Raw genomic sequence first — 23,506 nt, 5'->3', positions numbered from 1 at the left:
CTGTTCGGGGGCTCAGGACGGGTCAGGACGGCTCAGGAGGACGGGCCGGCGAGCTGGTCCCGGATGCGGCTGATCAGTTCGGCGGCGTCGACCGGCTTGGTGATGTAGTCGCTGGCGCCGGCCGCCAGGCTCTTCTCCCGGTCGCCGATCATGGCCTTCGCGGTGACGGCGATGATCGGCAGGTGGGCGTGCTCGGGCATCGCGCGGATCGCCGCGGTCGCCGTGTAGCCGTCCATCTCCGGCATCATCACGTCCATCAGGATGACGTCGATCCCGGGGCGGGCGGCCAGGGAGTCGAGCGCGGCGCGCCCGTTCTCGGCCTTCAGGACCTCCATGCCGTGCAGTTCGAGGATGCCGGTGATCGCGTACAGGTTGCGGTCGTCGTCGTCCACCACGAGCGCGGTGCGGCCGGTGAGGCTCGGGTCCGCGTCGGGTTCCCAGGCGGGCGCGGTGCGCGGCCGGATGTCCTCGGGGCGCGCGGCGCTCATGTGCAGGGCGACGCGTTCGCGCAGCTCGTCCAGGCTGGAGAGGATCTCCATCGGCCGGGTCGCACCGGCGGTGAGCAGGTCGTCGTCGGTGGCGAATCCGCGGCTGCGGTGGGCGAGCACGGGGACGGCGTGCAGCGCCGGATCGCCGTCCATGTCCTTGAGCAGCGCGAACGCGGCGCCGCCGGGCAGGTCGAGGTCGAGGACCACGCAGTGGCACGGGCCGTCCGCCAGGGTGGCGGCCGCCTCGTGCGCGCCGACGGCGGTGACAATCTCCAGCTCCCGTCCGTCCGGCCGGGGCAGGTCGGTGAGCGCGTTCTCGCAGACCAGGCCGAGCAGCCCGTTCGTCCGGGCTTCGACGACCAGCAGCCGGCGTGCGGGCAGCGGCACCGCGGGCAGGTCGGCGACGGCCGGGCTGGCATCGCCCTCGACGGCGGCGCCGGGTACCGCCGCGGGCGTCTCCGGGAGGTCGACGCGGGTGGTGGGCAGGTACAGGGTGAAGGTGCTGCCCTGGCCGAGCACGCTCTCGACCGTGATCCCGCCACCCAGCAGGTAGGCGATCTCGCGGCTGATCGAGAGCCCGAGTCCGGTGCCGCCGTACTTGCGGCTGGTGGTGCCGTCGGCCTGCTGGAAGGCACCGAAGACGGTCTCCAGGTGCTGCGGGGCGATGCCGATCCCGGTGTCGGTGACCCGGAAGGCGAGGACCGGGCCCTCGAGCCGCGCGCCGTCGGGGAGTTCCCGCGGGTCGACCTGGTCGATGATCAGCTGGACGGTGCCCTGTTCGGTGAACTTCACCGCGTTGGAGAGCAGGTTGCGCAGTACCTGCCGCAGCCGGTAGTCGTCGGTGCGCAGCGCGTCTGGCACCCCCTGGCCCGTGCGCACGGTCAGGGCGAGGTTCTTCTGGCCGGTCATCGGGCGGAACGTCGCCTCGACGTAGTCGACCAGGCTCGCCACGGAGACCGTCTCGAGGTTGAGGTCCATCTTGCCGGCCTCGACCTTGGAGAGGTCGAGGATGTCGTTGATCAGCTGCAGCAGGTCGGAGCCGGCGGAGTGGATGATGCCGGCGTACTCGACCTGCTTGGCGCTCAGGTTGCGGGTCGGGTTCTGGGCGAGCAGTTGGGCGAGGATGAGCAGGCTGTTGAGCGGGGTGCGCAGTTCGTGGCTCATGTTGGCCAGGAACTCCGACTTGTACTTCGAGGCGACGGACAGCTGGTGGGCCCGGTCCTCGAGTTCCTGGCGGGCCTGTTCGATCTCCAGGTTCTTGGCCTCGATGTCGCCCTTCTGGGCGGCCAGCAGCTCCGCCTTCTCCTCGAGTTCGGAGTTGGAGACCTGCAGTTCCTCCTGGCGGGCCTGCAACTCCGCGGACCGCGCCTGGAGTTCGGCGGTGAGCCGCTGGGACTCGCCGAGCAGTTCGTCGGTGCGGGCGTTGGCGACGATCGTGTTGACGTTGACGCCGATCGTCTCCATCAACTGGTCCAGGAAGTCGCGGTGGACCGGGGTGAAGGGCCGGACGGCCGCGAGTTCGATCACGCCGAGGACCTGGTCCTCGACGGTGATCGGCAGCACCATCAGGGCGAGCGCCTCGGTGCGGCCGAGGCCGGAGGCCGCCGAGAGGTAACCGGCCGGCAGGTGGTCGACGGCGATGGTGCGGCGGCTGCGAGCCGCCTGGCCGACGAACGACTCGCCGAGCCGGAAGACGTCGGGCCGCGGGCCGTCGGGGAAGGCGTAGGAGGCGACCAGGCGCAGCACCGTGCCCTCGCCGGTCTCCTCGGCGAGGTAGAAGGCGCCGCACTGGGCCGAGACCAGCGGGGTCAGCTCGTCCATGATCGACTCGGCGACGGCGGCGAGGTCCCGGCGGCCCTGCATCAGGGCCGCGATGCGGGCCAGGTTGGTCTTCAGCCAGTCCTGGTCCTCGTTGGCGCGGGTGGTCTCGCGCAGGGACTCCACCATGAAGTTGATGTTGTCCTTGAGGTCGGCGACCTCGCCGGAGGCGTCGACGGTGATCGACCGGGTCAGGTCCCCGGCGGTCACCGCGCTGGTCACCTCGGCGATCGCGCGGACCTGGCGGGTCAGGTTGCCGGCCAGCTCGTTGACGTTCTCGGTGAGGCGCTTCCAGGTGCCGGAGACGCCCTCCACCTCGGCCTGGCCGCCCAACCGCCCCTCGCTGCCGACCTCGCGGGCGACGCGGGTGACCTCGGCGGCGAACGAGGACAGCTGGTCGACCATCGTGTTGATGGTGGTCTTCAGCTCCAGGATCTCGCCCCGCGCGTCCACGTCGATCTTGCGGGTCAGGTCGCCGTTGGCGACCGCCGTGGTGACCTGGGCGATGTTGCGGACCTGGCTGGTCAGGTTGTGCGCCATGAAGTTGACGTTGTCGGTGAGGTCCTTCCAGGTGCCGGCGACGTTCAGGACACGCGCCTGGCCGCCCAGCGTCCCCTCGGTGCCCACCTCGCGGGCCACCCGGGTCACCTCGTCCGCGAACGCGGAGAGCGTGTCGACCATGGTGTTGATCACGCCGGCCAGCGCGGCGACCTCGCCCTTGGCCTCGACGTTGATCTTCTGCGAGAGGTCGCCCTTGGCGACGGCGGTGGCGACCTGGGCGATGCTGCGCACCTGCCCGGTCAGGTTGGACGCCATCACGTTGACGTTGTCGGTCAGGTCCTTCCACGTGCCGGAGACTCCGCGGACGGTGGCCTGGCCGCCCAGGTTGCCCTCGGTGCCCACCTCGCGGGCCACCCGGGTCACCTCGTCGGCGAACGCCGAGAGCTGGTCGACCATCGTGTTGATGGTCTCCTTCAGCTCCAGGATCTCGCCCCGCGCGTCCACCCTGATCTTCTGCGACAGGTCGCCCTGCGCGACCGCCGTGGTGACCGACGCGATCGCGCGGACCTGGGCCGTGAGGTTGTCCGCCATGACGTTGACGGACTCGGTGAGGTCGCGCCACGTCCCCGAGACGTCCCGGACGTCCGCCTGGCCGCCGAGCCGGCCCTCGGTGCCCACCTCGCGCGCGACGCGGGTCACCTCACCGGCGAACGAGCCGAGTTGGTCGACCATGGTGTTGATGGTGTTCTTCAGCTCGAGGATCTCGCCCCGGGCGTCCACGGTGATCTTCTGCGACAGGTCGCCCTCGGCCACCGCCGTGGCGACCTGCGCGATGCTGCGGACCTGCCCGGTCAGGTTGCCCGCCATGAAGTTCACCGAGTCCGTGAGGTCGCGCCACGTCCCCGAGACGCCCTTCACGTCGGCCTGACCGCCCAGAATGCCCTCGGTGCCCACCTCGCGCGCGACGCGGGTCACCTCACCGGCGAACGAACCGAGCTGGTCCACCATGGTGTTGACGGTGTTCTTCAGCTGCAGGATCTCGCCCCGCGCATCCACGGTGATCTTCTGCGACAGGTCGCCCTCGGCCACCGCCGTGGCGACCTGCGCGATGTCCCGGACCTGGGTCGTCAGATTGCCGGCCATCGCATTGACCGAGTCCGTCAGGTCCGCCCACGTCCCCGAGACTCCGGGTACCTGCGCCTGGCCGCCGAGTCGCCCCTCGGTGCCCACTTCGCGGGCCACCCGGGTCACCTCCGAGGTGAAGCGGGACAGTTGGTCGACCATGCCGTTGAACACGCCCGCGATCTCGCCCAGCAGGCCGTCCGCGTCGTCCGGCAGACGGGTGCCGAAGTCACCGTCGCGCACCGACGTCAACCCGGCCAGCAGCAGCCGCAGTTCCGGCACACCGACCTGCGCGGCCTCCGGGCCCGCGTCCCCGCGTGCACCGTTCTGCGTGGTTGAACCAGCCATCGACCGTCGCCTCCTAGAGCCACCCCGGGCACCGAACACCGGCGGCCGTCCTGCAATACGGGCACGTACCGCCCCGAAACTACCCCAGCCCCCACCCGATCCGAAAAGCCCGGATCGTCCTCCGGCACACCCCAGGCCGCAACCCCCGGGATCGCCCCGGGGGTTGCGGCCTGACGGTCGGGACCCCTACCAGCGGTACCAGCGGTAGCGCCCCGAGGAGTGGCTGCCACGGGCCACGAAGCCGACCAGCCACACGACCAGCACGATGAACGCCACCCACCACAGGGCCTTCAGCGCGAATCCGGCACCGAAGAGGATCAGGGCCAGCAGCAGGACGAGAAGAAGGGGAACCATCGAGACCTCCGTAGTCGGTTTCGCAGTGCCGGGTGCCCCGAGTGGGAAGGATCATGCACGGATTTCCAATCCCGGCCCGGACCTCATGCGTTAGGGTCGCGGCGGGCAGGTCCCCCCTCCCCTGCGTGGCAGGATGCCCGGCATGGACATCCGCCGCAGGAACAACGTCACGCTCACCGGCCCTCCCGACGGCCCGGTGGTGGTGCTGGCCCACGGCTTCGGCTGCGACCAGAACATGTGGCGGCTGATCGTCCCCCGACTCGCGCTCCGGCACCGCGTGGTGCTGTTCGACTACGTCGGCTGCGGGGCCTCCCACCTGGCGTCGTGGAGCGAGCAGCGGTACTCCTCCCTGGACGGCTACGCCCGTGACGTCGTGGAGGTGCTGGAGGAACTGGACCTGCGGCAGACGGTGTTCGTCGGCCATTCGGTCAGCGCCATGGTGGGCGTGCTGGCCCTGCGGGCGGCGCCGGAGCGGATCCGGGCGCTGGTGATGGTGGCGCCCTCGCCCCGCTACATCGACGACGAGGGCTACCGCGGCGGCTTCGGCGCGCAGGACATCGACGAACTCCTCGACTCGATGGAGTCGAACTACCTCGGCTGGTCCTCCGCGTTGGCCCCGGTGATCATGGGGAACCCCGACCGTCCCGAGCTGGGCCAGGAGTTGGCCACCAGCTTCTGCGCCACCGACCCGGCCATCGCCCGGGTGTTCGCCCGCACCACGTTCCTGTCCGACAGTCGGGAGGACCTGAAGGGCGTTCAGGTCCCCACCCTCGTCCTGGAGTGCTCCCAGGACGTGATCGCGCCCCGCGAGGTGGGCGCATACGTGCACGCGGCCATCCCCTCCTCGCGGCTGGTCACCCTGGACGCCACCGGGCACTGCCCGCAGGTGAGCGCACCCGGCGACACCGCACACGAGATCCTCGCCTTCCTCCGGGACCTGGGGTGATGGGCCGGGTCGGCGGGGAACGAGAACCTGGGCCACCGCGCGGGCACCCGCCGCCCCGCGCGAGCTGATCACCGCCCTCACCGGGCTGCTGAAGAGCTTCGGCGAGGGCCTGGACGACGACACCGCACTCCTGGCGATCGGCCCCGCCACCCGTCCCACCGCCCCGTGACCACGGATCCACCACCATGCAGCCGATGAACACCACCCACCACGACACCGCGACCGGGCCCGTCCTGCGGATCACCGGCGACCTCGACTACGAGCACGCACCCGCCCTTCGCGAATACGTCGACCAGCTGGTCCTCGCGCCGGGCCAGAGCCTGGTCGTCGACCTGTCCGGCCTCGACTTCTGCGACTCCAGCGGCATCACCGCACTGCTGGCCGCCCGGCGCCGCACCCAGGCGTCGGGGGGCGACCTCGTGCTGGCCGCCGTGCCTGCCAACACCCTGCGGATCCTCGGCATCGTCGGCCTCGACCGGGTGTTCACCATCCGGCCCTGACCTCGGCGCCGGCGGGCCGATCTCGCCGGCGTGACCCGGACGCAGCTGGGTAGGCGCGACGCGGAACGCCCAGGAGGCCAACCAGCCACGGAGGAGGAACCATGTCGACTCCGGATCCGGATCCACGCAACACCCCGGGACTGACCGGGGACGGCACGCTGCGCGACGGTGACACCCCGCCCGCAGAGGGCGGCATCTCGGGGATCTCGCACCCCGAACCGCCCGAGGTCACCCGCGCGTGGGGGCCGTCCACCCTGGTCACCTTCCTCGTCGTCCTGGTCTGCCTGGTGGTCGCGGGCATCGTGCTCGGTCTGGTGCTCTGAGCCCCGCGGGCCATGCGCCGGGCACGCGCCGGGCGAAAACCGGCTCCGCGGACGGATAGCGTCCGCCGTGCGGGGGACACGGGCACGCATGACAAGTGACGTGGGCGGGCGGTTGGCCCGCCGGGTGCTGGTACCGCTGGCCGTGCAGGCCGGACTGCTGGTCCTGGTAGGCGTGATGGTCACCCACCCGCCGTTCGGACTCTGGGATCCGCGCGAGTCGGCCGTCGACGCCTGGCCGGCCGCGCACCGGGGGCCGGTGGCGACGGCGTGCAGCGCCTGGCTGTCGGCGGCGGCGTTCACGCCCGCGGTGGTGGCGGTCACGGCCGTCGCGGTGCTGTTCCTGCTCGGGTCGGACCGGCGGCGGTGGCGCGAGGCGGTGTTCCTGGCGGGCGCGGTGGCGGCGCAGGCCGTGCTGTTCGTAACGGCCGCCGCGGTGGTGGACCGGCCCCGGCCGGACGTCGTCCGGCTGGACGGGGCGCTGCCGACGTCCAGCTATCCGTCCGGACACGTCGGCGCCGCGACCGCGTTGTACGGCGGTCTGGGTGTCCTGGTGCTGCTGCTGGCGCGCGGACGGTGGCGGTTCGCCGTGTGCGCGCTGCTCTGGCTGCTGCCGCCGCTGGTCGCGGCGGCCCGGCTCTACCGGGGGATGCACCACCCCAGCGATGTGGTGGCGGGACTGCTGAACGGCGCCGTCGTCCTGTGGGTGATGCACCGTGCCGTCCTCGACCGCCGCTCCCCCGCGTCGGTCCCCGACCCGCTGCGCGGGCCGACGGAGCGGGCCGTGCTGCTGGTCAATCCGGTGACCGCGTCCGAAGGGGCGATCGCCGAGGTGCGGGCCGTCCTGGCGGCGCGCGGCGTCACGGTGACCGCGACGGTGGAGACCGACGCCGAGGACGCCGGCCGGGCGGCGGCCGCCCGGGCGGTCGCGGCGGGTGCCGGGCTGCTGGTGGTGTGCGGCGGCGACGGCACCGTGACAGCCTGCGCCGGGGCCGTCGCCGGGACGGACGCAGCGATGGCCGTCGTGCCCTGCGGCACGGGCAATATCCTCGCCCGAAACCTCGGACTGCCCCCGGCCCCCGGCCCGGCACTCGCCTCCGCCCTGGCGGGGGCACCGCGCGCGCTCGACCTCGCGGAGGCCACCGGCGACGGCCTGGAACCGTCGCCGGTCGCGGCAATGGCGGGCATGGGACTGGACGCGGCGGTGATGGCCGACACCAGCCGCGCGCTCAAGCGGCGCCTCGGCTGGCCGGCCTACGTGCTCGGTACCGCCCGCCACCTCGGCGACCGGCCCGTCCGTCTGACGGTCCGTCTCGACGGCGGGCCGCCCTTCGACCGACGGGTGCGGATGGCCGTGGTCGGCAACGTCGGTGCGCTGCAGGGCGGCGTGCGCCTGCTGCCGGACGCGGAGCCGGACGACGGCGTCCTCGACCTCGTGCTCCTGCACCCCCGCGGGCTTGCCGGATGGGCCGGCGCGCTCGCGGACCTGCTCTCCGGGCACGGCAGGGACCACGCCGACCGGGGAACGGACGGTCCCTTCGAGCACTTCCGGGCCCGCAGCATCGAGCTCCTCGCCGACCGCCCCTGCCCCCGCGAACTGGACGGCGAGGCCGTACCGGAGGGACGCGGCCTGCGCCTGGGCGTCCGTCCTGCGGCGGTCACCGTCTGGGCCCCGCCCGACGGACCCCGACACCCGGCGCCACGGCCCACGACCGGCAGCCCGAACACCCCGTAGGTCCCGACAACCCGCAGGACGCCGGACACCGGCAGGAAGGAGCGGCAGCCTGATGGGAACCGCCACCCGGGTGCACGGCCCCGGCGACGCGCTCGCCGCCGACGAGGCGATGGCCACCCTGCGCGAACACGGCCGGTGGTCCCTGTTCCGCGACGCCTTCCTGCGCTTCCGCTACGCCGACGGCTTCAGTCACGCCCGTGCGCTCGCCTTCCAGACCGTGCTGGCGCTGGTGCCGCTGGCCATCGCCCTCGTCGGCCTGTCGGCCGAACTGCCCACCGGGCGTCTGGGCGCCGTCCTGGAGACCGGGCTCCAACGCCTCGTCCCCGCGGAGAGCGCCGACCTGGTCCACGGGATCCTGGAGCGCAGTCGCCGCCGGGCCGGCGAGGGCGGCGCGGTCGCGCTCTGGTTCGGCGCGGCGTTCTCCTTCGCCAACCTGGTGACCGGCCTCTGCCAGATCGAGCGCGGCGCGAACCGGATCTACGGCATCGAACGCGACCGGCCGTTCCTCCGGAAGTACGGCCGGGGCGTGGTGATGGCCGCGGCCGCCGGGCTGCCGCTCGGGCTGGGCTTCGTCGTCCTGGTGGCGGGCCGTCAGGTGGGCGACGCCGTGGCCGAGGTGTACGGGCTCGGACCGGGCGCCACCGCGGTGTGGGCCGTCCTGCACTGGCCGGTGGGCATGCTGCTCGCCGTGATGGCCGCCAGCGCGATCTTCCGCCGGGCGCCCCGGCGCCGCCAGCCCGGCTACAGCTGGCTGGCCTTCGGCGCCGCCTTCTACCTGGTGCTGTGGGTGGCGTCGACCTGGCTGCTGGGTGCGTTCCTGCGCCTCAGCGGCTCCTTCGACGCCCTGTACGGACCGCTCAGCGTCGTCTTCTCGCTCCTGGCGTGGTCGTACCTGACGGCCGTCGCCCTGCTCCTCGGCATCGCGTTCGCGGCCCAGTTGGAGGCCGACCGGTCCGGCCGGTCCGACCCGGTCGAACCGGATCCGGCCGCGGCGGGGACGGGAGCACGCGCGTGACGCCCGCAGGACGGCACCGGCGCCGGACGGTGGAGGCGGCGCTGCGTGCGGCGGACCTGCGCCTCGGCAAGCGCCTGGCCGCGGCCACGGCGGCCTTCGTGGTCGCCGCCGTACCGGCCGGGGTGCTGCTCGCCCTCGTCGAGGCGAAATGGTCACCGCTGCGGACGTTCGACTCCGGGGCGGCGGTGCAACTGCACGCCGTGGTGCTGCGGCACCCGGGGCTGCTGCGCGTGCTCGACGTGCTGAGCAACCGGGTGTGGGACCCGGTGACGATGCGTGCGGCCGTCGCGGCGGCCGTGCTGTGGCTGCTGTGGCGCCGGGCCTGGCGGCTCGCCGGGTGGGCGGCCTCCACCGAGACCGCCGCCGCGGTGATCGGGCTGGCGACCAAGACCGCGGCCGGACGGGTCCGGCCGCATCTCGACGCGCCCGTGGCGCAGGCGCCCGGCTTCTCGTTCCCGTCCGGACACACCCTGACGGCGACCGTGTCCTGCGGGATCCTGCTGCTGGTGGCGGTGCCGCTGGTGCCGCGTACGCTCCGGGCCGCCGCGTGGGCGGTGGCCGCGCTGTCGGTGTTCGGGGTGGGCCTCACCCGGGTCGCCCTGGGCGTGCACTGGGCGAGCGACGTGATCGGCGGGTGGCTGATCGGCTCCGCCCTGGTCGGCGCGGCCGCCTGGGCCTTCGAGGCGTGGCGGCGCGAGCTCGGCCTGGGCGTACCGCCGCCCGCGGACGGGCTGGAACCGGAGCTCGTGCAGCGGCGCGGCGGAGCGCGGGCCGGGCGCTGAACCCCAAAGCGCCCGGCAACGGACGCAGGTCAGCCCGCCGCGAGGATCCACTGCACGACGGCCTCGATGTCCAGGTGGTCGGACTCCGAACCCGCGGGCACCAGCGCGAAGCTGTCGGCGAGGAAGGCGGTGACCAGCTCGCCGGGGGCGCTGATCACCGCCTGCCCGGTCGGCCCCCGCAGGGTGATGCGCACGTCCCCCGCGGCACCCGGACCGACCCGCACGTCACCGCTGCCGGTGGGCGCGTGCCGGCCCTCGTTCAGCAGGTCGCGGCTGAAGTACCAGCACACCGACAGGTCTTCGTCCGCACAGTCGCACTCGGCGACCGGGAAGGACAGGCACGCCGCGAAGGGGCGGCTGGTGTCGAAGCGCAGCTCCGCGAGGACCGGCACGTCCGGGAGGTCGCTGTCCGGAAGGGTGACGAGCATCGGTCGGACGGCGGACATCGGCATGGAGGCACCTTCCGTGGCGTCATACCGCCCTGTGGGCAGGCTGTGTGCGCTCGGCTACCCGGTGCATTCCAGGGCAGGCAGTTCGACCGGAACCTCCACAACTCCTCCGCACATGGCGGCATGCGGGCCGGAATCCGGGGGATTGGGGTCGGCCGGTGCGGACAGACGCACCGCGAGAGGGTGATGGAAATGGTTGCACTGCTGCTCGTCCTGCTGCTGGTCCTGCTCCTGTTCGGTGCCGGTTTCGCCGTCCACGTCCTGTGGTGGATCGCGCTGGCCGTCCTGGTGCTGTGGGTCCTGGGCTTCTTCGCGAAGGGCGGATCGGGCTCGCGCTGGTACCGCTGGTGAGAGCCGCCGTGCGGCGCTCACGACATCGAACGAAGGGAATCCCCACTCATGGTCGACCGAACGGTTCAGCTCTCGGCGTCCCTGTCGGGTGCCGGACTCGTGGTCCCGGCGATCGTCATCGTCGTCGTCCTCATCGCGGCATTCGCCTGGGGCAGCCGCCGGCGCGCCCGGGCCAAGGGACCCGCCTACCGCCCCGGGGAGCGCCGCGGACCGCGCGCGGGCTCGTGGAGCACTCCGGACGAAGCCGACACCGACCGCCCCGGCGGCTCCGAGTACGGCGACCGTCCGCCTTCCGGCTGACCTTCAGAACACCCGGAGGGGCAACGCGCCGGATCGACCCCGTTTGCGGTCGGCGATCGGGGAAACCCGCACCTCCATGACACACGACAGAACCGCCACCGTCCGCACCGTGGTGGTCACCGGGGCCAGCGCCGGGATCGGGCGGGCCTGCGCGGTGGCGTTCGCCGCCCGGGGCGACCGGGTCGCCCTGATCGCCCGCGGCCGCGCCGGTCTCGACGGGGCGGTGCGGGACGCCGAACTGGCGGGCGCCGCGCAGGTGCTCGCGGTCGAGACGGACGTCGCCGACCCTGCCCAGGTCGAGGCCGCGGCCCAGCGGGTGGAGGACGCGTTCGGGCGAATCGACGTGTGGGTGAACGCCGCGTTCGCCTCCGTCTTCGCCCCCTTCACCGAGATCTCGCCGGAGGAGTTCCGGCGGGTCACCGAGGTCTCCTACCTCGGGTACGTGTACGCCACCAACGCGGCGCTGCGCCGCATGCTGCCGCGCGACTCGGGTGTGGTGGTGCAGGTGGGCTCGGCGATCGCCTACCGCGGGATCCCGTTGCAGAGCGCCTACAGCGGCGCGAAGCACGCCATCCAGGGGTTCAACGAGGCACTGCGCTGCGAGCTGCTGGCCTCGGGTACCCGGGTGCGCAGCACGATGGTGCAGATGCCGGCGGTGAACACCCCGCAGTTCGACTGGGTCCGCTCGCGGCTGCCGATGCGCGCGCAGCCGGTGCCGCCGATCTACCAGCCGGAGGTCGCCGCCCGCGCGGTGCTGTTCGCCGCCGACCATCCGGCGCGCCGGGAGTACTGGGTCGGTGCCAGTACCGCGGCGACGCTGGTGGCGAACGCGGTCGTCCCCGGCCTGCTGGACCGCTATCTGGCCCGGACCGGCTTCGACGCGCAGCAGACCGCCGAGTGGCGGCGCGCGGGCGACCCGGACAACCTGTTCCACCCGGTCGACTCCTGGGAGGACTTCGGTGCGCACGGGCGCTTCGACGACCGGGCCCGGGCCCGCAGCGTGCAGCAGCGGGCCGCGCAGCTCGTCGGCGCCCTGTGCGACGGGGTGGTCGGGGCGGCCGGACGGGTGAGTTCGGGTTTGCCGGCGGCCGCCGGCGGGTTCGTCTCACGGATGCGGGGCAGGCGTTCCCCGCAGTTTCGCCGAGAGGAGTGAGTGGTCATGCCTCGTGGATCGAGCCCGAAGCGGGAACGGCAGTACGAGCACATCAAGGAGAGCGTGCTGGAGCGCGGCGAGAACGAGGACCGCGCCGAGGAGATCGCCGCGCGGACGGTGAACAAGGAGCGGGCGCGGCACGGCGAGTCGAAGACCGCCAGCCGCAGTTCGCTGGAGGACATCTCCTCCTCCCGGCGCGGTGGCCTGCGGTCGCACAGCGGAGCACAGGGTCCGACCAAGGAGCAGCTGTACAACGAGGCCAAGCAGCGCAACATCCACGGCCGTTCGAAGATGAACAAGAAGGAACTCGAGCACGCGCTCGGTCGGTAGGGGGGTGCGTCGGTGCGGGCCGTGCTGGAGATCGCCATGTGGTTCGCGGTGCTGCTCGGAGTGACGGTGGTGTCGATCGGCTCGGTGTCGCCCGTCGAACTGGTGGTGGCCGGGATCGCCGCCCTGGGCGGTGCGCTGGTGGCGCGGCGGATGCGTCGCGTCGCCGGCGTGCAGGTGGCGGGCGCCCGCGGTGCGGGCCGGGCGGTGCTGGCGCTGCCCGCGGCGGTCGGGCGGGGTACGGCCGTCCTGGTGAAGGCCGTGGTGCGGCCGTCCGGCCGGGCCGCGGTGGTGCGGGAGGTCCGTCTGGCGCCCGGTGCGGACGCGGGCTGGGCCGGTGTGCTGGTCGCCGCCTCCCCCGACACCTGCGTGGTCGACGTACCGGACGCGCGCGGCCTGGTGGTGCATGCGCTGGGCCCGGAGCCGGGGCCGGTCGAGACCGCCGTCGCCCGGCCGGGCGGCTCCGCGTGAACGCGTGGGCGGTGGCCGCCCTGGTGGTGCTGGCGGTGCCGTTCCCGGCGTGCCTGTGGATCGCCGCCCGGGGCAGCACGGTGCGGCGTCTGGCCGGTGTCTCGCTGCTGTCCACCTGCACGGGGGCGTTCTTCCTGCTGCTGCCGCCGGCCTACGAGCGGTCCTCCTACCAGGACCTGGCCCTGGTGCTGGCGGTCCTGGCGCCCGCCGGCACGCTCGTCTTCACCCGCTTCGTGGCGGGCCGGGCCCACGACACCCACGCCGGCTCCGACGGCGGCACGACATGACGGACCGGCGGGTCGCGCGAGAAGGAAGGGTGGTCCGACGGTGCGTCATGCGATCGTGCTGGTCATGCTCTGGGCCGGCGTCGGATGCGTGCTGCTGTCCTCCCTGGCGCTGCTGCGCCTCGGCGGGACGCTGATGCGGCTGCACGCCCTGGCCCCGGCGTCGGTCGTCGGGGTTCCGCTGATCGCCGCGGCGGTCGCCCTCGACCAGGGGGTGGGGCGGGCGGCCGTCAAGACGCTGTTCATCGGCCTGCTCTTCGCCGTCGGCGGTGCGGTCACCACCGTCGCCGTCGGCCGTGCCTCCCAGCAGGCCGAGGGGCAACCGGAAGGAGGGGAGACATGAACGAGTGGCTGATCGGCTTCGCCCTCGCGTTCGTCGTGCTGTCCGCGACGGTGGCGGTGCTCACCCGTGACCCGGCCCGCCAGGCGGTGGTGCTGTCCGCCCAGGGGCTGGGCCTGGCGGTCCTGTTCGCCGTGCTGCAGGCCCCGGACGTGGCCCTGTCCCAGCTGGCGGTGGGCACCGCGCTGACCCCGCTCCTGATCCTGCTGACCGTCCGCAAGGTCATCCGTCGCGGCACCGGCGGCCCGACCGGCGACAGTGACGGCCGCGCCGCGACCGAGGAGGACAGGTGACGGCGAGGGCACGGCTGGTCGTCTTCCTGGCCGCCGCGGCCGTCCTCGCCGCGTTCTTCGCGGTCGCGTGCACCCAGCTCCCGGAGTTCGGCGCGCAGAGCCACCCGTACGGCGACCGCGCGGTCGCCGCGGCGCTGGCGCACCGCACCGCCAACGCCGTCTCCTCGGTGAACTTCGACGTCCGGGCGTTCGACACCCTGGGCGAGGAGTCCATCCTCTTCGGCACCGTCCTGGGCGCCACACTGCTGCTGCGCCGGGCCCGCGACGAGCGCCACCGCCGGGCCGGGGCCGAACGCGTGATGCCGACCACCCGCCTGTTCGGCACGCTGCTGCTCCCGATCACCCTGGTCGTCGGCGTGTACGTCGTCGCGCACGGCCAGCTCAGCCCCGGCGGCGGGTTCCAGGGCGGCGTCGTGCTGGCAACCGGCCTGCACCTGGCCTACGTCGCCGCGGACTACCGCGCGCTCCGACGCCTGCGCCCGCTGACCGTGCTGGACGTCGCCGACTCGCTCGCGGCGGCGTCGTACTCCCTGGTCGGCCTGGCCGGTCTGATCGCGGGCGGCGCGTTCCTCGCGAACGTCCTGCCGCTCGGCACCTTCAACGAGATCACCTCCGGCGGCACCGTCCCCGTGCTGAACGCGGCGGTGGGGGTGGAGGTCGCCTGCGCCCTGATCGCGCTGCTCGCCCACTTCCTCGACCAGGCCGTCGAACTCGCCGACCCCGAGGACACCGACGCACACCGCTCCGGAGGGCACTGATGGGAATCTGGCCCTACCTGGCCGCCGGCTGGGTCCTGCTCGTCGCCCTGTACGGCCTGGTCACCAGCCGCAACCTGATCCACGCGATCGGCTGTCTGGCCGTCGCCCAGTCCTCCACCTACCTGCTCCTGCTGGCCGTCGGCTACCGGCGCGACGGGACCGCCCCGGTCTTCTCCGACCTCACCCCGGGGAGCCGTCCCGTCGTCGACCCCGTCGTCCAGGCCCTGGCCCTGACCGACGTGGTGGTCGGCGCCACCGTCACGGCGCTGCTGCTCGCCCTGACCGTCCAACTGCGCAAGCGCCACCGCACCGTCGACCCGCAGGCCCTGACCGGCCTCAAGGGCTGACGGCCCGTGGCCCCGGCCGACCTCCTTCCGCTGGCGGTGGCGATCCCGCTGCTCGGGGCCGCGCTGCTCGCCGTCGCGGGCCGGTGGCTGCCGCGGACCGGCTGCGACGCGCTCGCCACGGCGGTCGCCGTCATCGAGGTCGCCTGCCTGGTCCTGCTGTGGAGCCGCACCGGCGACCTGGGCACCGCCGACCTGGGCGGCTGGCCCGCCGAGGTCGGCATCGTCCTCGCCGCCGACCCGCTCGGTGTCGGCCTGGCGCTGCTCGTCGCCGTCCTGGTGCTCGCCGTGGTCGTCTACTCCTGGCGGTACTTCGAGGAGCCGACCGGTGAGCACGCCGGCGTCTTCCCGGCCCTCCTGCTGCTGTTCGAGGCCGGTATGGCGGGCTTCGCGCTGACCGGCGACCTGTTCAACGCGTTCGTGTTCTTCGAGCTCATGGGCGCGGCCGCCTACGCACTGACCGGCTCCCGCATCGAGGACCCCCGCCCGCTGCACGGGGCCCTCACCTTCGGCATCGTCACCTCCTTCGCCGCCTACTGCTCGCTGCTGGGGATCGGCCTGCTGTACGCGCGCACCGGGGAGCTCAACCTGGCCCGCCTCGGCGCGCAGCTCGCGGGCCACCGCACCGATCTGCTCACCGTGGTGGCGTTCGTCCTGGTCGCCACCGCACTACTGGTGAAGGCCGCCGCGGTCCCCTTCCACTTCTGGCTGCCCGACGCGCACGCGGTCGCCCCGACGCCGGTGTGCATGCTGATGTCCGGTGTCATGGTCGAGTTGGGCGTGTACGGCATCGCCCGGGTCTACTGGACGGTGTTCGCCGGGCCGGGCGGGATCCCGCCGGAGGCGTTCCGGAGCACCTTCGCCGCGCTGGGGGTGCTGACGGCGCTGGTCGGTGCGGTGATGTGCTGGCAGCAGCGGCACCTCAAGCGCCTGTTGGCGTTCTCCACGGTCAGCCACGTCGGCCTGTTCCTGGTCGGTGTCGCCCTGCTGGATCCGGCCGGCGCGGCCGGTACGGCACTGTACGTCGCCGGGCACGGCCTGGTGAAGGCGGCGCTGTTCGCGCTGGCGGGTGTGCTGCTGGACCGTTTCGGCTCGGTCGACGAGCACGGGCTGCACGGCCGCGCCCGCGACCTGCGGCTGGTGGGCGTGCTGTTCGCCGTGGGGGCGCTGGCGCTGGCCGGGCTGCCGCCGTTCGGTACCGGGCTCGGCAAGGCGCTGGCCGAGGAGGAGGCGGGCGGCTGGCTGCCGTGGCTGCCGGCGGTGTTCGTGGCCGCCTCGGCGGTCACCGGCGCGGCGGTGCTCCGGGTGGGCCTGCGGGTCTTCTGGGGCGTGGGCCCAGCGCCGCACGGTCGCCCGGGCGAGCAGGAGACCAGCGGCGAGGGCGAGGAGCCGGAGATCCGCTCCCCCGGGCGCGCCCTGCCGCCGACCATGACCGCCGTTCCCGCCGTCCTGCTGGCACTGGCCGCCGTCCTGGGCTGTGTGCCCGCCGCCGGGCACGCGATCGCCCGCGGGGCCGCGGTGTTCACCGACCCGGACCGCTACCGGGAGGCCGTCCTGGCGGGCCGCGACGCGTCGGCCGCCCTCGCGGTGCCGCACACCGCCTGGACCGTCCCCGGTCTGCTCCTCGGGCTGCTGTCCGCGGGTCTCGCCGTGGCGCTCGCGGCCGCCGCAGCGCACCAGCGCGGACCGTGGCTCGCCGACGGCCACCCGGCCGTGCGGGCCGTCCGGGCGCTGCGCCGCCTGCATTCCGGGCGCCTGGGCGACTACCTCGCGTGGCTCACCCTCGGCATCGCCGTGCTGTGCACCGCGCTCGCCGCCCGGATCTGACACCGTCCCAGGCCCGCCGCCGCGTGCCCGGCACACCTCCCCGCCGCTTTCACCGTCCGCGCCCGGTTCGGGCGGGTTTGGTCACGGCGAGGCGGGTTAGCCGCAGGGACACGGTCCCGGTACCCGGGCCGGCATCCCGCGCTGTGGAGGAGTTGGGTGATGAAGGTTTCCGACTACGTACTGGGACGTCTGCGCGAGTGGGAGGTCGAGTACGTCTTCGCCTACCCCGGTGACGGCATCAACGGCCTGCTGGCCGCGTGGGGCCGCGCCGAGGAGGAGGGACCCCGGTTCGTCCAGGCGCGCCACGAGGAGATGGCCGCGTTCCAGGCCGTCGGTTACGCGAAGTTCTCCGGGCGCACCGGCGTCTGCTGCGCCACCTCGGGCCCGGGCGCGATCCACCTGCTCAACGGCCTGTACGACGCGAAGCTCGACCACGTGCCCGTGGTGGCGATCGTCGGGCAGACCGACCGCACGGCCATGGGCGGGTCGTACCAGCAGGAGGTCGACCTGCTGTCGCTGTACAAGGACGTGGCGTCGGAGTTCTGCGAGATGGTCACGGTCCCCGCGCAGCTGCCGAACGTGCTGGACCGGGCGATGCGGATCGCCGCGACCCGGCGCACGGTCACCGCAGTGATCATTCCCGCCGACGTGCAGGAGCTCGACCACGAGCCGCCCGCGCACGCCTTCAAGCAGGTGCCGTCCAGCCTCGGGGTGCCCCGCTACGCGCCCGTTCCCGCCGAGCAGGACCTGGCCCGGGCGGCGGAGGTGCTCAACGCCGGCGAGAAGGTCGCGATGCTGATCGGGCAGGGCGCCCGGCACGCGCGCGCCGAGGTGGAGCAGGTCGCCGACCTGCTCGGCGCGGGCGTGGCGAAGGCGCTGCTCGGCAAGGACGCGCTGCCCGACACGCTGCCGTACGTGACCGGGTCGATCGGCCTGCTCGGCACCCGCGCGTCCTACGAGCTGATGCGGGACTGCGACACCCTGCTGGTGGTCGGCTCCAGCTTCCCGTACACCCAGTTCCTGCCCGAGTTCGACCAGGCCCGCGCCGTGCAGATCGACCTGGACCCGTCGATGGTGGGCCTGCGCTACCCGTTCGAGGTCAACCTCGTCGGCGACGCGGGCGAGGCACTGCGGCGGCTGGTCCCGATGCTGGAGCACAAGGCGGACCGGACCTGGCGCAAGACCGTGGAGGAGAACGCGGCCCGCTGGTGGGAGGTCATGCAGCGGCGCGCCGAGGTGAGCGCCGATCCGATCAACCCGGAGTACGTCGTGCACACCCTCGACGCGCTGCTGCCCGACAACGCGATCGTCGCCGCGGACTCCGGCTCGGCGGCGAACTGGTACGCCCGGCACCTGCGCTTCCGCGAGGGCATGCGCGGGTCGCTGTCGGGCACGCTCGCCACGATGGGCCCGGGCGTGCCGTACGTGATCGGCGCGAAGTTCGCCCACCCGGACCGGCCGGCGATCGCGATCGTCGGTGACGGCGCGATGCAGATGAACGGCCTCGCCGAGCTGATCACCGCCGCCAAGTACTACCAGGAGTGGGCCGACCCCCGCCTGGTGGTGGCGGTGCTGAACAACCACGACCTGAACCAGGTCACCTGGGAGATGCGCGCCATGCAGGGCGCCCCGCAGTTCGAGGCGTCGCAGAGCCTGCCCGACGTGCGGTACGCGGACATCGCCTCGACCTTCGGCCTCTACGGCGCCCGGGTCGAACGGCCCGAGGACGTGGAAACGGTGTGGCGGCAGGCGCTCGCGGCGGAGCGGCCGTTCGTCATCGACTTCCGTACCGATCCGGCGGTGCCGCCGATCCCGCCGCACGCCGACTGGGACCAGGTCAAGGCCACCGCGAAGTCCGTCCTCAAGGGCGACAGCGACCGCGGGGCGGTGGTGCGCCAGGGCGTCAAGGCGAAGCTGCAGGAGTTCCTGCCCGGCCACGGGGGGAAGTGACCGGTGTCCGACCCCCAGGAGGACCACTCGGGCCTCGAACGGGCGCTGCGCGCCGAGGTGGACGGCGAGGTCAGGTTCGACGCGGGCAGCCGCGGCGCGTACGCGACCGACGGGTCCAACTACCGGCAGGTGCCGATCGGTGTGGTGGTGCCGCGCACCGTCGAGGCCGGGGCCGCCGCGGTCGCCGTGTGCGCCCGGTTCGGCGCGCCGGTGCTGTCGCGCGGCGGCGGTACGAGCCTCGGCGGGCAGTGCACCAACACCGCGGTGGTCCTCGACTGGACCAAGTACTGCAACCGGCTGCTGTCCGTCGACCGCGAGGCGCGGACCTGCGTGGTCGAGCCCGGCATCGTCCTGGACGAGCTCAACCGTCAACTCGCCGCTTATGGACTGAAGTTCGGGCCCAAGCCGTCCACCCACAGCCACTGCGCGCTGGGCGGGATGATCGGCAACAACAGCTGCGGCGCCTCCGCCCAGGCCTACGGCAAGACCGTCGACAACATCCGTAGCCTCGACGTCCTCACCTACGACGGCGCCCGGTTCCGCGCGGGCGCCACCGACGACGAGGAGTTCGAGCGGATCGTCGCCGCCGGCGGACCGCAGGCCCGGCTGTACCAGGGGCTGCGCGACCTCGCCGGCCGCCACCTCGCCGAGATCCGCCGCGGCTACCCGAAGATCCCCCGCCGCGTGTCCGGCTACAACCTCGACTCGCTGCTGCCGGAGAACGGCTTCCACGTGGCCCGCGCCCTGGTGGGCAGCGAAGGCACCCTGGTCACCGTGCTGCGCGCCGAGTTGGAGCTGGTCGAGGTGCCGGCCGCGGAGGCGCTGCTGGTCCTCGGCTTCGACGACATCTACGCCGCCGCGGACGCCGTCCCCGCGCTCCTGGAGCACGCGAGCCCCACCCAACTGGAGGCGGTCGACGGGCGGATGGCCCAGCTGATGCGCGAGGAGCACGCCCACCTCGACTCCCTGGAGCGGCTGCCGAAGGGCGACAGCTGGCTGCTGGTGCAGTTCACCGGTGACAGCAAGGAGGAGGCGGACGCGCAGGCCCACGCGCTGTTGCGCGCACTGGGGCGCGAGGAGGACGACCCGTCCGTGGCGCTGTCCGACGACCCGCAGCGCGAGCAGGAGATGCTCAGGGCCCGGGAGGCCGGACTCGGGGTGACCGCCCGGCCGCCCGACGGGTCCGAGACCTGGGAGGGCTGGGAGGACTCCGCCGTCGCCCCCGAGCACCTGGGCGACTACCTGCGCGACCTGGAGCGGCTCTTCGACCGGTACGGGTACCAGCAGGCGTCCCTGTACGGGCACTTCGGGCAGGGCTGCGTCCACACCCGGATCCCGTTCGAGCTGCGGGAGGGCAAGGGCGTCGAGGCGTTCCGGTCCTTCCTGTTCGACGCCGCCGACCTGGTCGCCTCCTACGGCGGGTCGCTGTCGGGAGAGCACGGCGACGGGCAGGCCCGCGGCGAACTCCTCCCCCGGATGTTCGGCGCCCGCCTGGTCGGGGCGATGGGCGAGCTGAAGGCGCTGTTCGACCCCGGCAACCGGATGAACCCCGGCAAGGTCGTCCATCCGAACCCCGTCGACGGCAACCTCCGGATCGGCGCCGACTGGCGCCCCGAACCCCTCGCCACGCACTTCGCCTACCCCGACGACGACCACGACTTCGGCCAGGCCGTGCTGCGCTGCGTCGGGATCGGCAACTGCCGCACCCAGCGCGGCGGCGTCATGTGCCCCTCCTACCGGGCCACCGGCGAGGAGGAGCACTCGACGCGCGGCCGGGCCCGGCTGCTGTTCGAGATGCTCGACGGCCACCGGGACACACCGGTCACCGACGGCTGGCGGTCCACCGAGGTCCGCGACGCCCTCGACCTCTGCCTGGCCTGCAAGGGCTGCAGGTCGGACTGCCCGGTCGGCGTCGACATGGCCACCTACAAGGCCGAGTTCCTCGCCCACCACTACGAGCACCGGCTGCGCCCGCCGGCCCACTACGCGCTGGGCTGGCTCCCGCTGTGGGCGCGCCTGGTCCGCACCGCTCCCGGCCTGCCGGGCCTGGCCAACGCGGCCCTGCGGGCCCCGGCCGTCGGCCGGCTCGGCAAGCTGCTGGCCGGGATCGACCCGCGCCGCGCCGCCCCGCTCTTCGCCGACCGCTCCTTCCAGGAGGAGCGGAACGCCTTCGGCGGACCGCAGCCCGACCCGTCGGATCCGCGCACCGTGCTGCTGTGGCCGGACACCTTCTCCAACCACTTCCACCCCCACGTCGCCCGGGCTGCGGTCCGCGTGCTGGAGGACGCCGGCTTCCGCGTCGCGGTCCCGGACCAGCCGGTGTGCTGCGGCCTGACCTGGATCTCCACCGGCCAACTCGCCACCGCCCGCCGCGTCCTGCAACGGACCACGCGGGTACTGCGACCGTGGCTGGAGGCCGGCACCCCGATCATCGGCCTCGAACCGTCCTGCACCGCGGTGTTCCGCGCCGACGCCCCCGAACTCCTCGACGGCGACCAGGACATCGCCCGGCTGGCCGCCCAGGTCCGCACCTTCGCCGAGCAACTCACCGGCCACGCCCCCGACGGCTGGCAGCCGCCGCGGCTGGACCGGGCGGCGACCGTGCAGACCCACTGCCACCAGCACGCCGTCCTCGGGGCGGACCCGGACGGCGAGCTGCTGCGCCGGGCCGGCATCGACGCGGACGTCCTCGACGAGGGCTGCTGCGGCCTGGCGGGCAACTTCGGCTTCGAACGCGGGCACTACGACCTGTCCCTGACCATCGCCGAGCAGGGCGTCCTGCCCGCCGTGCGCGCCACCTCCCCCGACGCGCTCGTGCTGGCCGACGGCTTCAGCTGCCGCACCCAGATCGACCAGGCCGACACCGGACGCCAGGCCCTGCACCTGGCCGAAGCCCTCGCGCTCGCCCTCGACGGCCTCCTGCCGGACGACCGGCCCGAGCGGACGGCTCCACGGCCGCGGCCCGACCCCGCGACCGCCCGGCGGACGGCGGCGACCGCCGCCGCGGCCGGGCTGACCGTCGGCGCGCTGCTCGCCGCCCGGCACCGCCGGCGCGCCCGGAAGGAGACACCGTGAACGCCCTGCAGGACCTGATCCACCACGAGGCCCACGCCTACACCGGCAACGACGACCGTCCGCTCGGCGCCTACACCGGCGTCATGGCCGTCTACGCCGGCACCGTCGCGGCGGTCGGCGTCCTCACCCGTGCGACCCGCAGACCCCTGCCGGCCCCCGGGCCGTGGGACCTGGCGGTCGACGCCCTGGCCACCCACCAGCTGGCCCGGCTGATCGCCAAGGACCCGGTCACCAGCCCGCTGCGCGCGCCCTTCACCCGCTTCGAGGGCACCTCCGGCCCGGCCGAGCTGGACGAGGACGTCCGCGGCACCGGGGCCCGCAAGGCCGTCGGCGAACTGGTCACCTGCCCGTTCTGCACCGGCCTGTGGGTGGCCACCGCGATCACCGTCGGATCGCTGTTCGCGCCCCGCGCCACCCGGCTGGCCACCTCCACCCTCGCCGCCCTGGCCGGGGCCGACTTCCTCCACTTCGCCCGCGTCACCGCCCAGCACGCGGCCGACGGGCCGTCATGACCGGCGCCCGCGCGACGCCACGGGTCGAGGCCGTCGAGGTCCAGGTCCTCACCTTCCCCACCGACGCCCCGGAGGCCGACGGCACGCTCTCCTGGGACGCCACCACCATGGTCCTGGTCCGGGCGACCAGCGGGGAGACCACCGGCCTGGGCTGGACGTACGGTGCCCCCGCCACCGCCCACGTGGTCACCGGACTGCTGCGCGCCGTCGTCGTCGGCAGCCCGGCGTTCGACGTGCCCGCCGCCAACGAGGCGATGAGCCGCGCCGTCCGCAACGCCGGCCGGCCCGGGCTGGTCGCGGGCGCCCTCTCGGCCGTCGACATCGCCCTGTGGGACCTCAAGGCCTGCCTGCTGGACCTGCCGTTGGTCGACCTGCTCGGCGCCGCCCGCCGCGAGGTGCCGCTCTACGGCAGCGGCGGCTTCACCACCTACGGCCCCGACCGGCTGGCCGAGCAGCTGCGGGGCTGGGCCGGGCAGGGCTTCACCCGCTTCAAGATCAAGATCGGCGAGCAGTGGGGCACCCGCGAGCAGCGGGACCTGGAACGCGCCGAACAGGCCCGCGCCCTGGTGGGCGAGGACGCCGAGCTCTTCGTGGACGCCAACGGCGCCTACACCCGCAAACAGGCCGTCCGGGTCGGCCGCACCCTGGCCGGGCTGGGCGTGAGCTGGTTCGAGGAGCCCGTCTCCTCCGACGACCTGACGGGCCTGGCGCTGGTCCGCGACGCGGTCACCGCGGACGTCACGGCCGGCGAGTACGGCTACGACCTGCCCTGCTTCGCCCGGATGGCCCCCGCCGTGGACTGCCTGCAGGCCGACGCCACCCGGTGCGGCGGCATCACCGGCTGGCTGCGCGCCGCCGCCCTCGCCCAGGCCCACGGCCTGGACCTGTCGGGGCACTGCGCCCCGCACGTCCACGCGCACGCCGCGGCCGCCGTGCCGAACCTGCGGCACCTGGAGTGGTTCCACGACCACGTCCGCATCGAGAACCTGCTCTTCGACGGCGCCCTCGACCCCGACGGGGGCGTCCTGCACCCGGGGCGGACGGGCCGGCCCGGGCTCGGGGTGACGGTCCGCCACGAGGTCTGCGAGCGCTTCCGTGTCCCCGGGTGAGCGCGGCGGCCCGACCAGGTGCCGGGCCGCCGCT

Annotated in this window: 24 protein-coding genes; 21 read left to right on the top strand and 3 right to left on the bottom strand. The window is 73.7% G+C overall.

The genetic code is table 11. The annotated features are described in order from the left end of the window. Positions 1-32 precede the first annotated feature (32 nt). Together ACGFX4_RS09405 and ACGFX4_RS09400 are read right to left on the bottom strand one after the other, a co-directional pair. Complete coding sequence (locus ACGFX4_RS09405) at positions 33-4,277, bottom strand: HAMP domain-containing protein (protein WP_393071399.1); 4,245 nt, start codon at positions 4,275-4,277, stop codon at positions 33-35. A 186-nt stretch (positions 4,278-4,463) separates the two neighbouring features. After that, positions 4,464-4,631 carry a hydrophobic protein gene (locus ACGFX4_RS09400; protein WP_345701364.1) on the bottom strand — a complete coding sequence of 56 codons (168 nt, stop codon included), beginning with the start codon at positions 4,629-4,631 and terminating at the stop codon, positions 4,464-4,466. A 142-nt stretch (positions 4,632-4,773) separates the two neighbouring features. Here ACGFX4_RS09400 and ACGFX4_RS09395 point away from each other — a divergent pair, with 142 nt between their 5' ends. From ACGFX4_RS09395 to ACGFX4_RS09370, 6 genes are all read left to right on the top strand, one after another. Next, on the top strand, positions 4,774-5,577 hold the full coding sequence (locus ACGFX4_RS09395) for an alpha/beta fold hydrolase (RefSeq protein ID WP_393071398.1): 804 nt from the start codon (positions 4,774-4,776) through the stop codon (positions 5,575-5,577). A 185-nt stretch (positions 5,578-5,762) separates the two neighbouring features. Next, entirely contained in the window at positions 5,763-6,077 is a 315-nt protein-coding gene (locus ACGFX4_RS09390; RefSeq protein WP_393071397.1) for an STAS domain-containing protein, read from the top strand. Positions 6,078-6,178: 101 nt separating this feature from the next. Further along, a complete protein-coding gene (locus ACGFX4_RS09385) occupies positions 6,179-6,400 on the top strand; it encodes a DUF6480 family protein (RefSeq protein ID WP_393071396.1) in 222 nt (73 codons plus the stop codon). Positions 6,401-6,488: 88 nt separating this feature from the next. Next, a complete protein-coding gene (locus tag ACGFX4_RS09380) occupies positions 6,489-8,132 on the top strand; it encodes a diacylglycerol kinase family protein (RefSeq protein ID WP_393071395.1) in 1,644 nt (547 codons plus the stop codon). A gap of 52 nt (positions 8,133-8,184) precedes the next feature. Next, positions 8,185-9,147 carry a YihY/virulence factor BrkB family protein gene (locus ACGFX4_RS09375; protein WP_393071394.1) on the top strand — a complete coding sequence of 321 codons (963 nt, stop codon included), beginning with the start codon at positions 8,185-8,187 and terminating at the stop codon, positions 9,145-9,147. Beyond that, positions 9,144-9,929: a phosphatase PAP2 family protein gene (locus tag ACGFX4_RS09370; RefSeq protein WP_393071393.1), complete on the top strand. Its 786-nt coding sequence runs from the start codon at positions 9,144-9,146 to the stop codon at positions 9,927-9,929. The genes ACGFX4_RS09375 and ACGFX4_RS09370 overlap by 4 nt, the downstream gene beginning before the upstream one ends. A gap of 29 nt (positions 9,930-9,958) precedes the next feature. On the opposite strand, the gene ACGFX4_RS09365 is transcribed toward ACGFX4_RS09370, so the two are convergent. Continuing rightward, a complete protein-coding gene (locus tag ACGFX4_RS09365; RefSeq protein WP_393071392.1) occupies positions 9,959-10,381 on the bottom strand; it encodes an SsgA family sporulation/cell division regulator in 423 nt (140 codons plus the stop codon). A gap of 189 nt (positions 10,382-10,570) precedes the next feature. On the opposite strand from ACGFX4_RS09365, the gene ACGFX4_RS09360 reads away from it, so the two are divergent. The 15 genes from ACGFX4_RS09360 to ACGFX4_RS09290 all read left to right on the top strand — a co-directional run bounded on the left by ACGFX4_RS09360 (position 10,571) and on the right by ACGFX4_RS09290 (position 23,472). Then, positions 10,571-10,729: a hydrophobic protein gene (locus ACGFX4_RS09360; protein WP_393071391.1), complete on the top strand. Its 159-nt coding sequence runs from the start codon at positions 10,571-10,573 to the stop codon at positions 10,727-10,729. Positions 10,730-10,777: 48 nt separating this feature from the next. Then, a complete protein-coding gene (locus tag ACGFX4_RS09355) occupies positions 10,778-11,029 on the top strand; it encodes a DUF6479 family protein (RefSeq protein ID WP_393071390.1) in 252 nt (83 codons plus the stop codon). A 76-nt stretch (positions 11,030-11,105) separates the two neighbouring features. Beyond that, positions 11,106-12,182: an SDR family oxidoreductase gene (locus tag ACGFX4_RS09350; protein WP_393071389.1), complete on the top strand. Its 1,077-nt coding sequence runs from the start codon at positions 11,106-11,108 to the stop codon at positions 12,180-12,182. Positions 12,183-12,188: 6 nt separating this feature from the next. Further along, the gene (locus ACGFX4_RS09345; RefSeq protein WP_393071388.1) at positions 12,189-12,512 is read left to right on the top strand and encodes a plasmid stabilization protein; all 324 of its coding nucleotides are present in this window, start codon (positions 12,189-12,191) and stop codon (positions 12,510-12,512) included. Between the two features lie 21 nt (positions 12,513-12,533). Further along, positions 12,534-12,980, top strand: coding sequence for a hypothetical protein (locus tag ACGFX4_RS09340; protein WP_393071387.1), 447 nt, complete (start codon positions 12,534-12,536; stop codon positions 12,978-12,980). Then, on the top strand, positions 12,977-13,267 hold the full coding sequence (locus ACGFX4_RS09335) for an MrpF/PhaF family protein (RefSeq protein WP_393071386.1): 291 nt from the start codon (positions 12,977-12,979) through the stop codon (positions 13,265-13,267). The genes ACGFX4_RS09340 and ACGFX4_RS09335 overlap by 4 nt, the downstream gene beginning before the upstream one ends. A gap of 40 nt (positions 13,268-13,307) precedes the next feature. After that, positions 13,308-13,607: a monovalent cation/H(+) antiporter subunit G gene (locus ACGFX4_RS09330; protein WP_393071385.1), complete on the top strand. Its 300-nt coding sequence runs from the start codon at positions 13,308-13,310 to the stop codon at positions 13,605-13,607. Beyond that, positions 13,604-13,897, top strand: a complete 294-nt coding sequence (locus ACGFX4_RS09325; RefSeq protein WP_393071384.1) for a Na(+)/H(+) antiporter subunit B — start codon at positions 13,604-13,606, stop codon at positions 13,895-13,897. Before ACGFX4_RS09330 ends, ACGFX4_RS09325 begins: the two co-directional genes overlap by 4 nt. Further along, a complete protein-coding gene (locus ACGFX4_RS09320; protein ID WP_393071383.1) occupies positions 13,894-14,655 on the top strand; it encodes an MnhB domain-containing protein in 762 nt (253 codons plus the stop codon). Before ACGFX4_RS09325 ends, ACGFX4_RS09320 begins: the two co-directional genes overlap by 4 nt. Then, positions 14,655-15,002, top strand: a complete 348-nt coding sequence (locus ACGFX4_RS09315) for a sodium:proton antiporter (RefSeq protein ID WP_393071382.1) — start codon at positions 14,655-14,657, stop codon at positions 15,000-15,002. The genes ACGFX4_RS09320 and ACGFX4_RS09315 overlap by 1 nt, the downstream gene beginning before the upstream one ends. 6 nt (positions 15,003-15,008) lie before the next feature. Next, the gene (locus ACGFX4_RS09310) at positions 15,009-16,826 is read left to right on the top strand and encodes a proton-conducting transporter membrane subunit (protein ID WP_393071381.1); all 1,818 of its coding nucleotides are present in this window, start codon (positions 15,009-15,011) and stop codon (positions 16,824-16,826) included. Between the two features lie 159 nt (positions 16,827-16,985). Continuing rightward, positions 16,986-18,776, top strand: coding sequence for a thiamine pyrophosphate-requiring protein (locus ACGFX4_RS09305; RefSeq protein WP_393071380.1), 1,791 nt, complete (start codon positions 16,986-16,988; stop codon positions 18,774-18,776). A 3-nt stretch (positions 18,777-18,779) separates the two neighbouring features. Beyond that, complete coding sequence (locus ACGFX4_RS09300; RefSeq protein WP_393071379.1) at positions 18,780-21,851, top strand: FAD-binding and (Fe-S)-binding domain-containing protein; 3,072 nt, start codon at positions 18,780-18,782, stop codon at positions 21,849-21,851. Then, positions 21,848-22,363, top strand: coding sequence for a DUF1360 domain-containing protein (locus tag ACGFX4_RS09295; RefSeq protein WP_393071378.1), 516 nt, complete (start codon positions 21,848-21,850; stop codon positions 22,361-22,363). The genes ACGFX4_RS09300 and ACGFX4_RS09295 overlap by 4 nt, the downstream gene beginning before the upstream one ends. Next, the gene (locus tag ACGFX4_RS09290) at positions 22,360-23,472 is read left to right on the top strand and encodes an enolase C-terminal domain-like protein (RefSeq protein WP_393071377.1); all 1,113 of its coding nucleotides are present in this window, start codon (positions 22,360-22,362) and stop codon (positions 23,470-23,472) included. Before ACGFX4_RS09295 ends, ACGFX4_RS09290 begins: the two co-directional genes overlap by 4 nt. The last annotated feature ends 34 nt before the right edge of the window (positions 23,473-23,506 follow it).

The organism is Kitasatospora sp. NPDC048365, from assembly GCF_043200835.1.
GTDB classification, from domain to species: domain Bacteria; phylum Actinomycetota; class Actinomycetes; order Streptomycetales; family Streptomycetaceae; genus Kitasatospora; species Kitasatospora terrestris.
Note: the sequence above shows the minus strand (reverse complement) of the source record. Positions and strands in the feature narration are given on the sequence as shown.

What these genes read in the sequence shown, in the direction of transcription:
- ACGFX4_RS09405 (WP_393071399.1), bottom strand. Translation starts at nt 4,277, where the DNA reads ATGGCTGGTTCAACCACGCAGAACGGTGCACGCGGGGACGCGGGCCCG.
- ACGFX4_RS09400 (WP_345701364.1), bottom strand. Translation starts at nt 4,631, where the DNA reads ATGGTTCCCCTTCTTCTCGTCCTGCTGCTGGCCCTGATCCTCTTCGGT.
- ACGFX4_RS09395 (WP_393071398.1), top strand. Translation starts at nt 4,774, where the DNA reads ATGGACATCCGCCGCAGGAACAACGTCACGCTCACCGGCCCTCCCGAC.
- ACGFX4_RS09390 (WP_393071397.1), top strand. Translation starts at nt 5,763, where the DNA reads ATGCAGCCGATGAACACCACCCACCACGACACCGCGACCGGGCCCGTC.
- ACGFX4_RS09385 (WP_393071396.1), top strand. Translation starts at nt 6,179, where the DNA reads ATGTCGACTCCGGATCCGGATCCACGCAACACCCCGGGACTGACCGGG.
- ACGFX4_RS09380 (WP_393071395.1), top strand. Translation starts at nt 6,489, where the DNA reads ATGACAAGTGACGTGGGCGGGCGGTTGGCCCGCCGGGTGCTGGTACCG.
- ACGFX4_RS09375 (WP_393071394.1), top strand. Translation starts at nt 8,185, where the DNA reads ATGGGAACCGCCACCCGGGTGCACGGCCCCGGCGACGCGCTCGCCGCC.
- ACGFX4_RS09365 (WP_393071392.1), bottom strand. Translation starts at nt 10,381, where the DNA reads ATGCCGATGTCCGCCGTCCGACCGATGCTCGTCACCCTTCCGGACAGC.
- ACGFX4_RS09360 (WP_393071391.1), top strand. Translation starts at nt 10,571, where the DNA reads ATGGTTGCACTGCTGCTCGTCCTGCTGCTGGTCCTGCTCCTGTTCGGT.
- ACGFX4_RS09355 (WP_393071390.1), top strand. Translation starts at nt 10,778, where the DNA reads ATGGTCGACCGAACGGTTCAGCTCTCGGCGTCCCTGTCGGGTGCCGGA.
- ACGFX4_RS09350 (WP_393071389.1), top strand. Translation starts at nt 11,106, where the DNA reads ATGACACACGACAGAACCGCCACCGTCCGCACCGTGGTGGTCACCGGG.
- ACGFX4_RS09345 (WP_393071388.1), top strand. Translation starts at nt 12,189, where the DNA reads ATGCCTCGTGGATCGAGCCCGAAGCGGGAACGGCAGTACGAGCACATC.
- ACGFX4_RS09325 (WP_393071384.1), top strand. Translation starts at nt 13,604, where the DNA reads ATGAACGAGTGGCTGATCGGCTTCGCCCTCGCGTTCGTCGTGCTGTCC.
- ACGFX4_RS09315 (WP_393071382.1), top strand. Translation starts at nt 14,655, where the DNA reads ATGGGAATCTGGCCCTACCTGGCCGCCGGCTGGGTCCTGCTCGTCGCC.
- ACGFX4_RS09305 (WP_393071380.1), top strand. Translation starts at nt 16,986, where the DNA reads ATGAAGGTTTCCGACTACGTACTGGGACGTCTGCGCGAGTGGGAGGTC.
- ACGFX4_RS09290 (WP_393071377.1), top strand. Translation starts at nt 22,360, where the DNA reads ATGACCGGCGCCCGCGCGACGCCACGGGTCGAGGCCGTCGAGGTCCAG.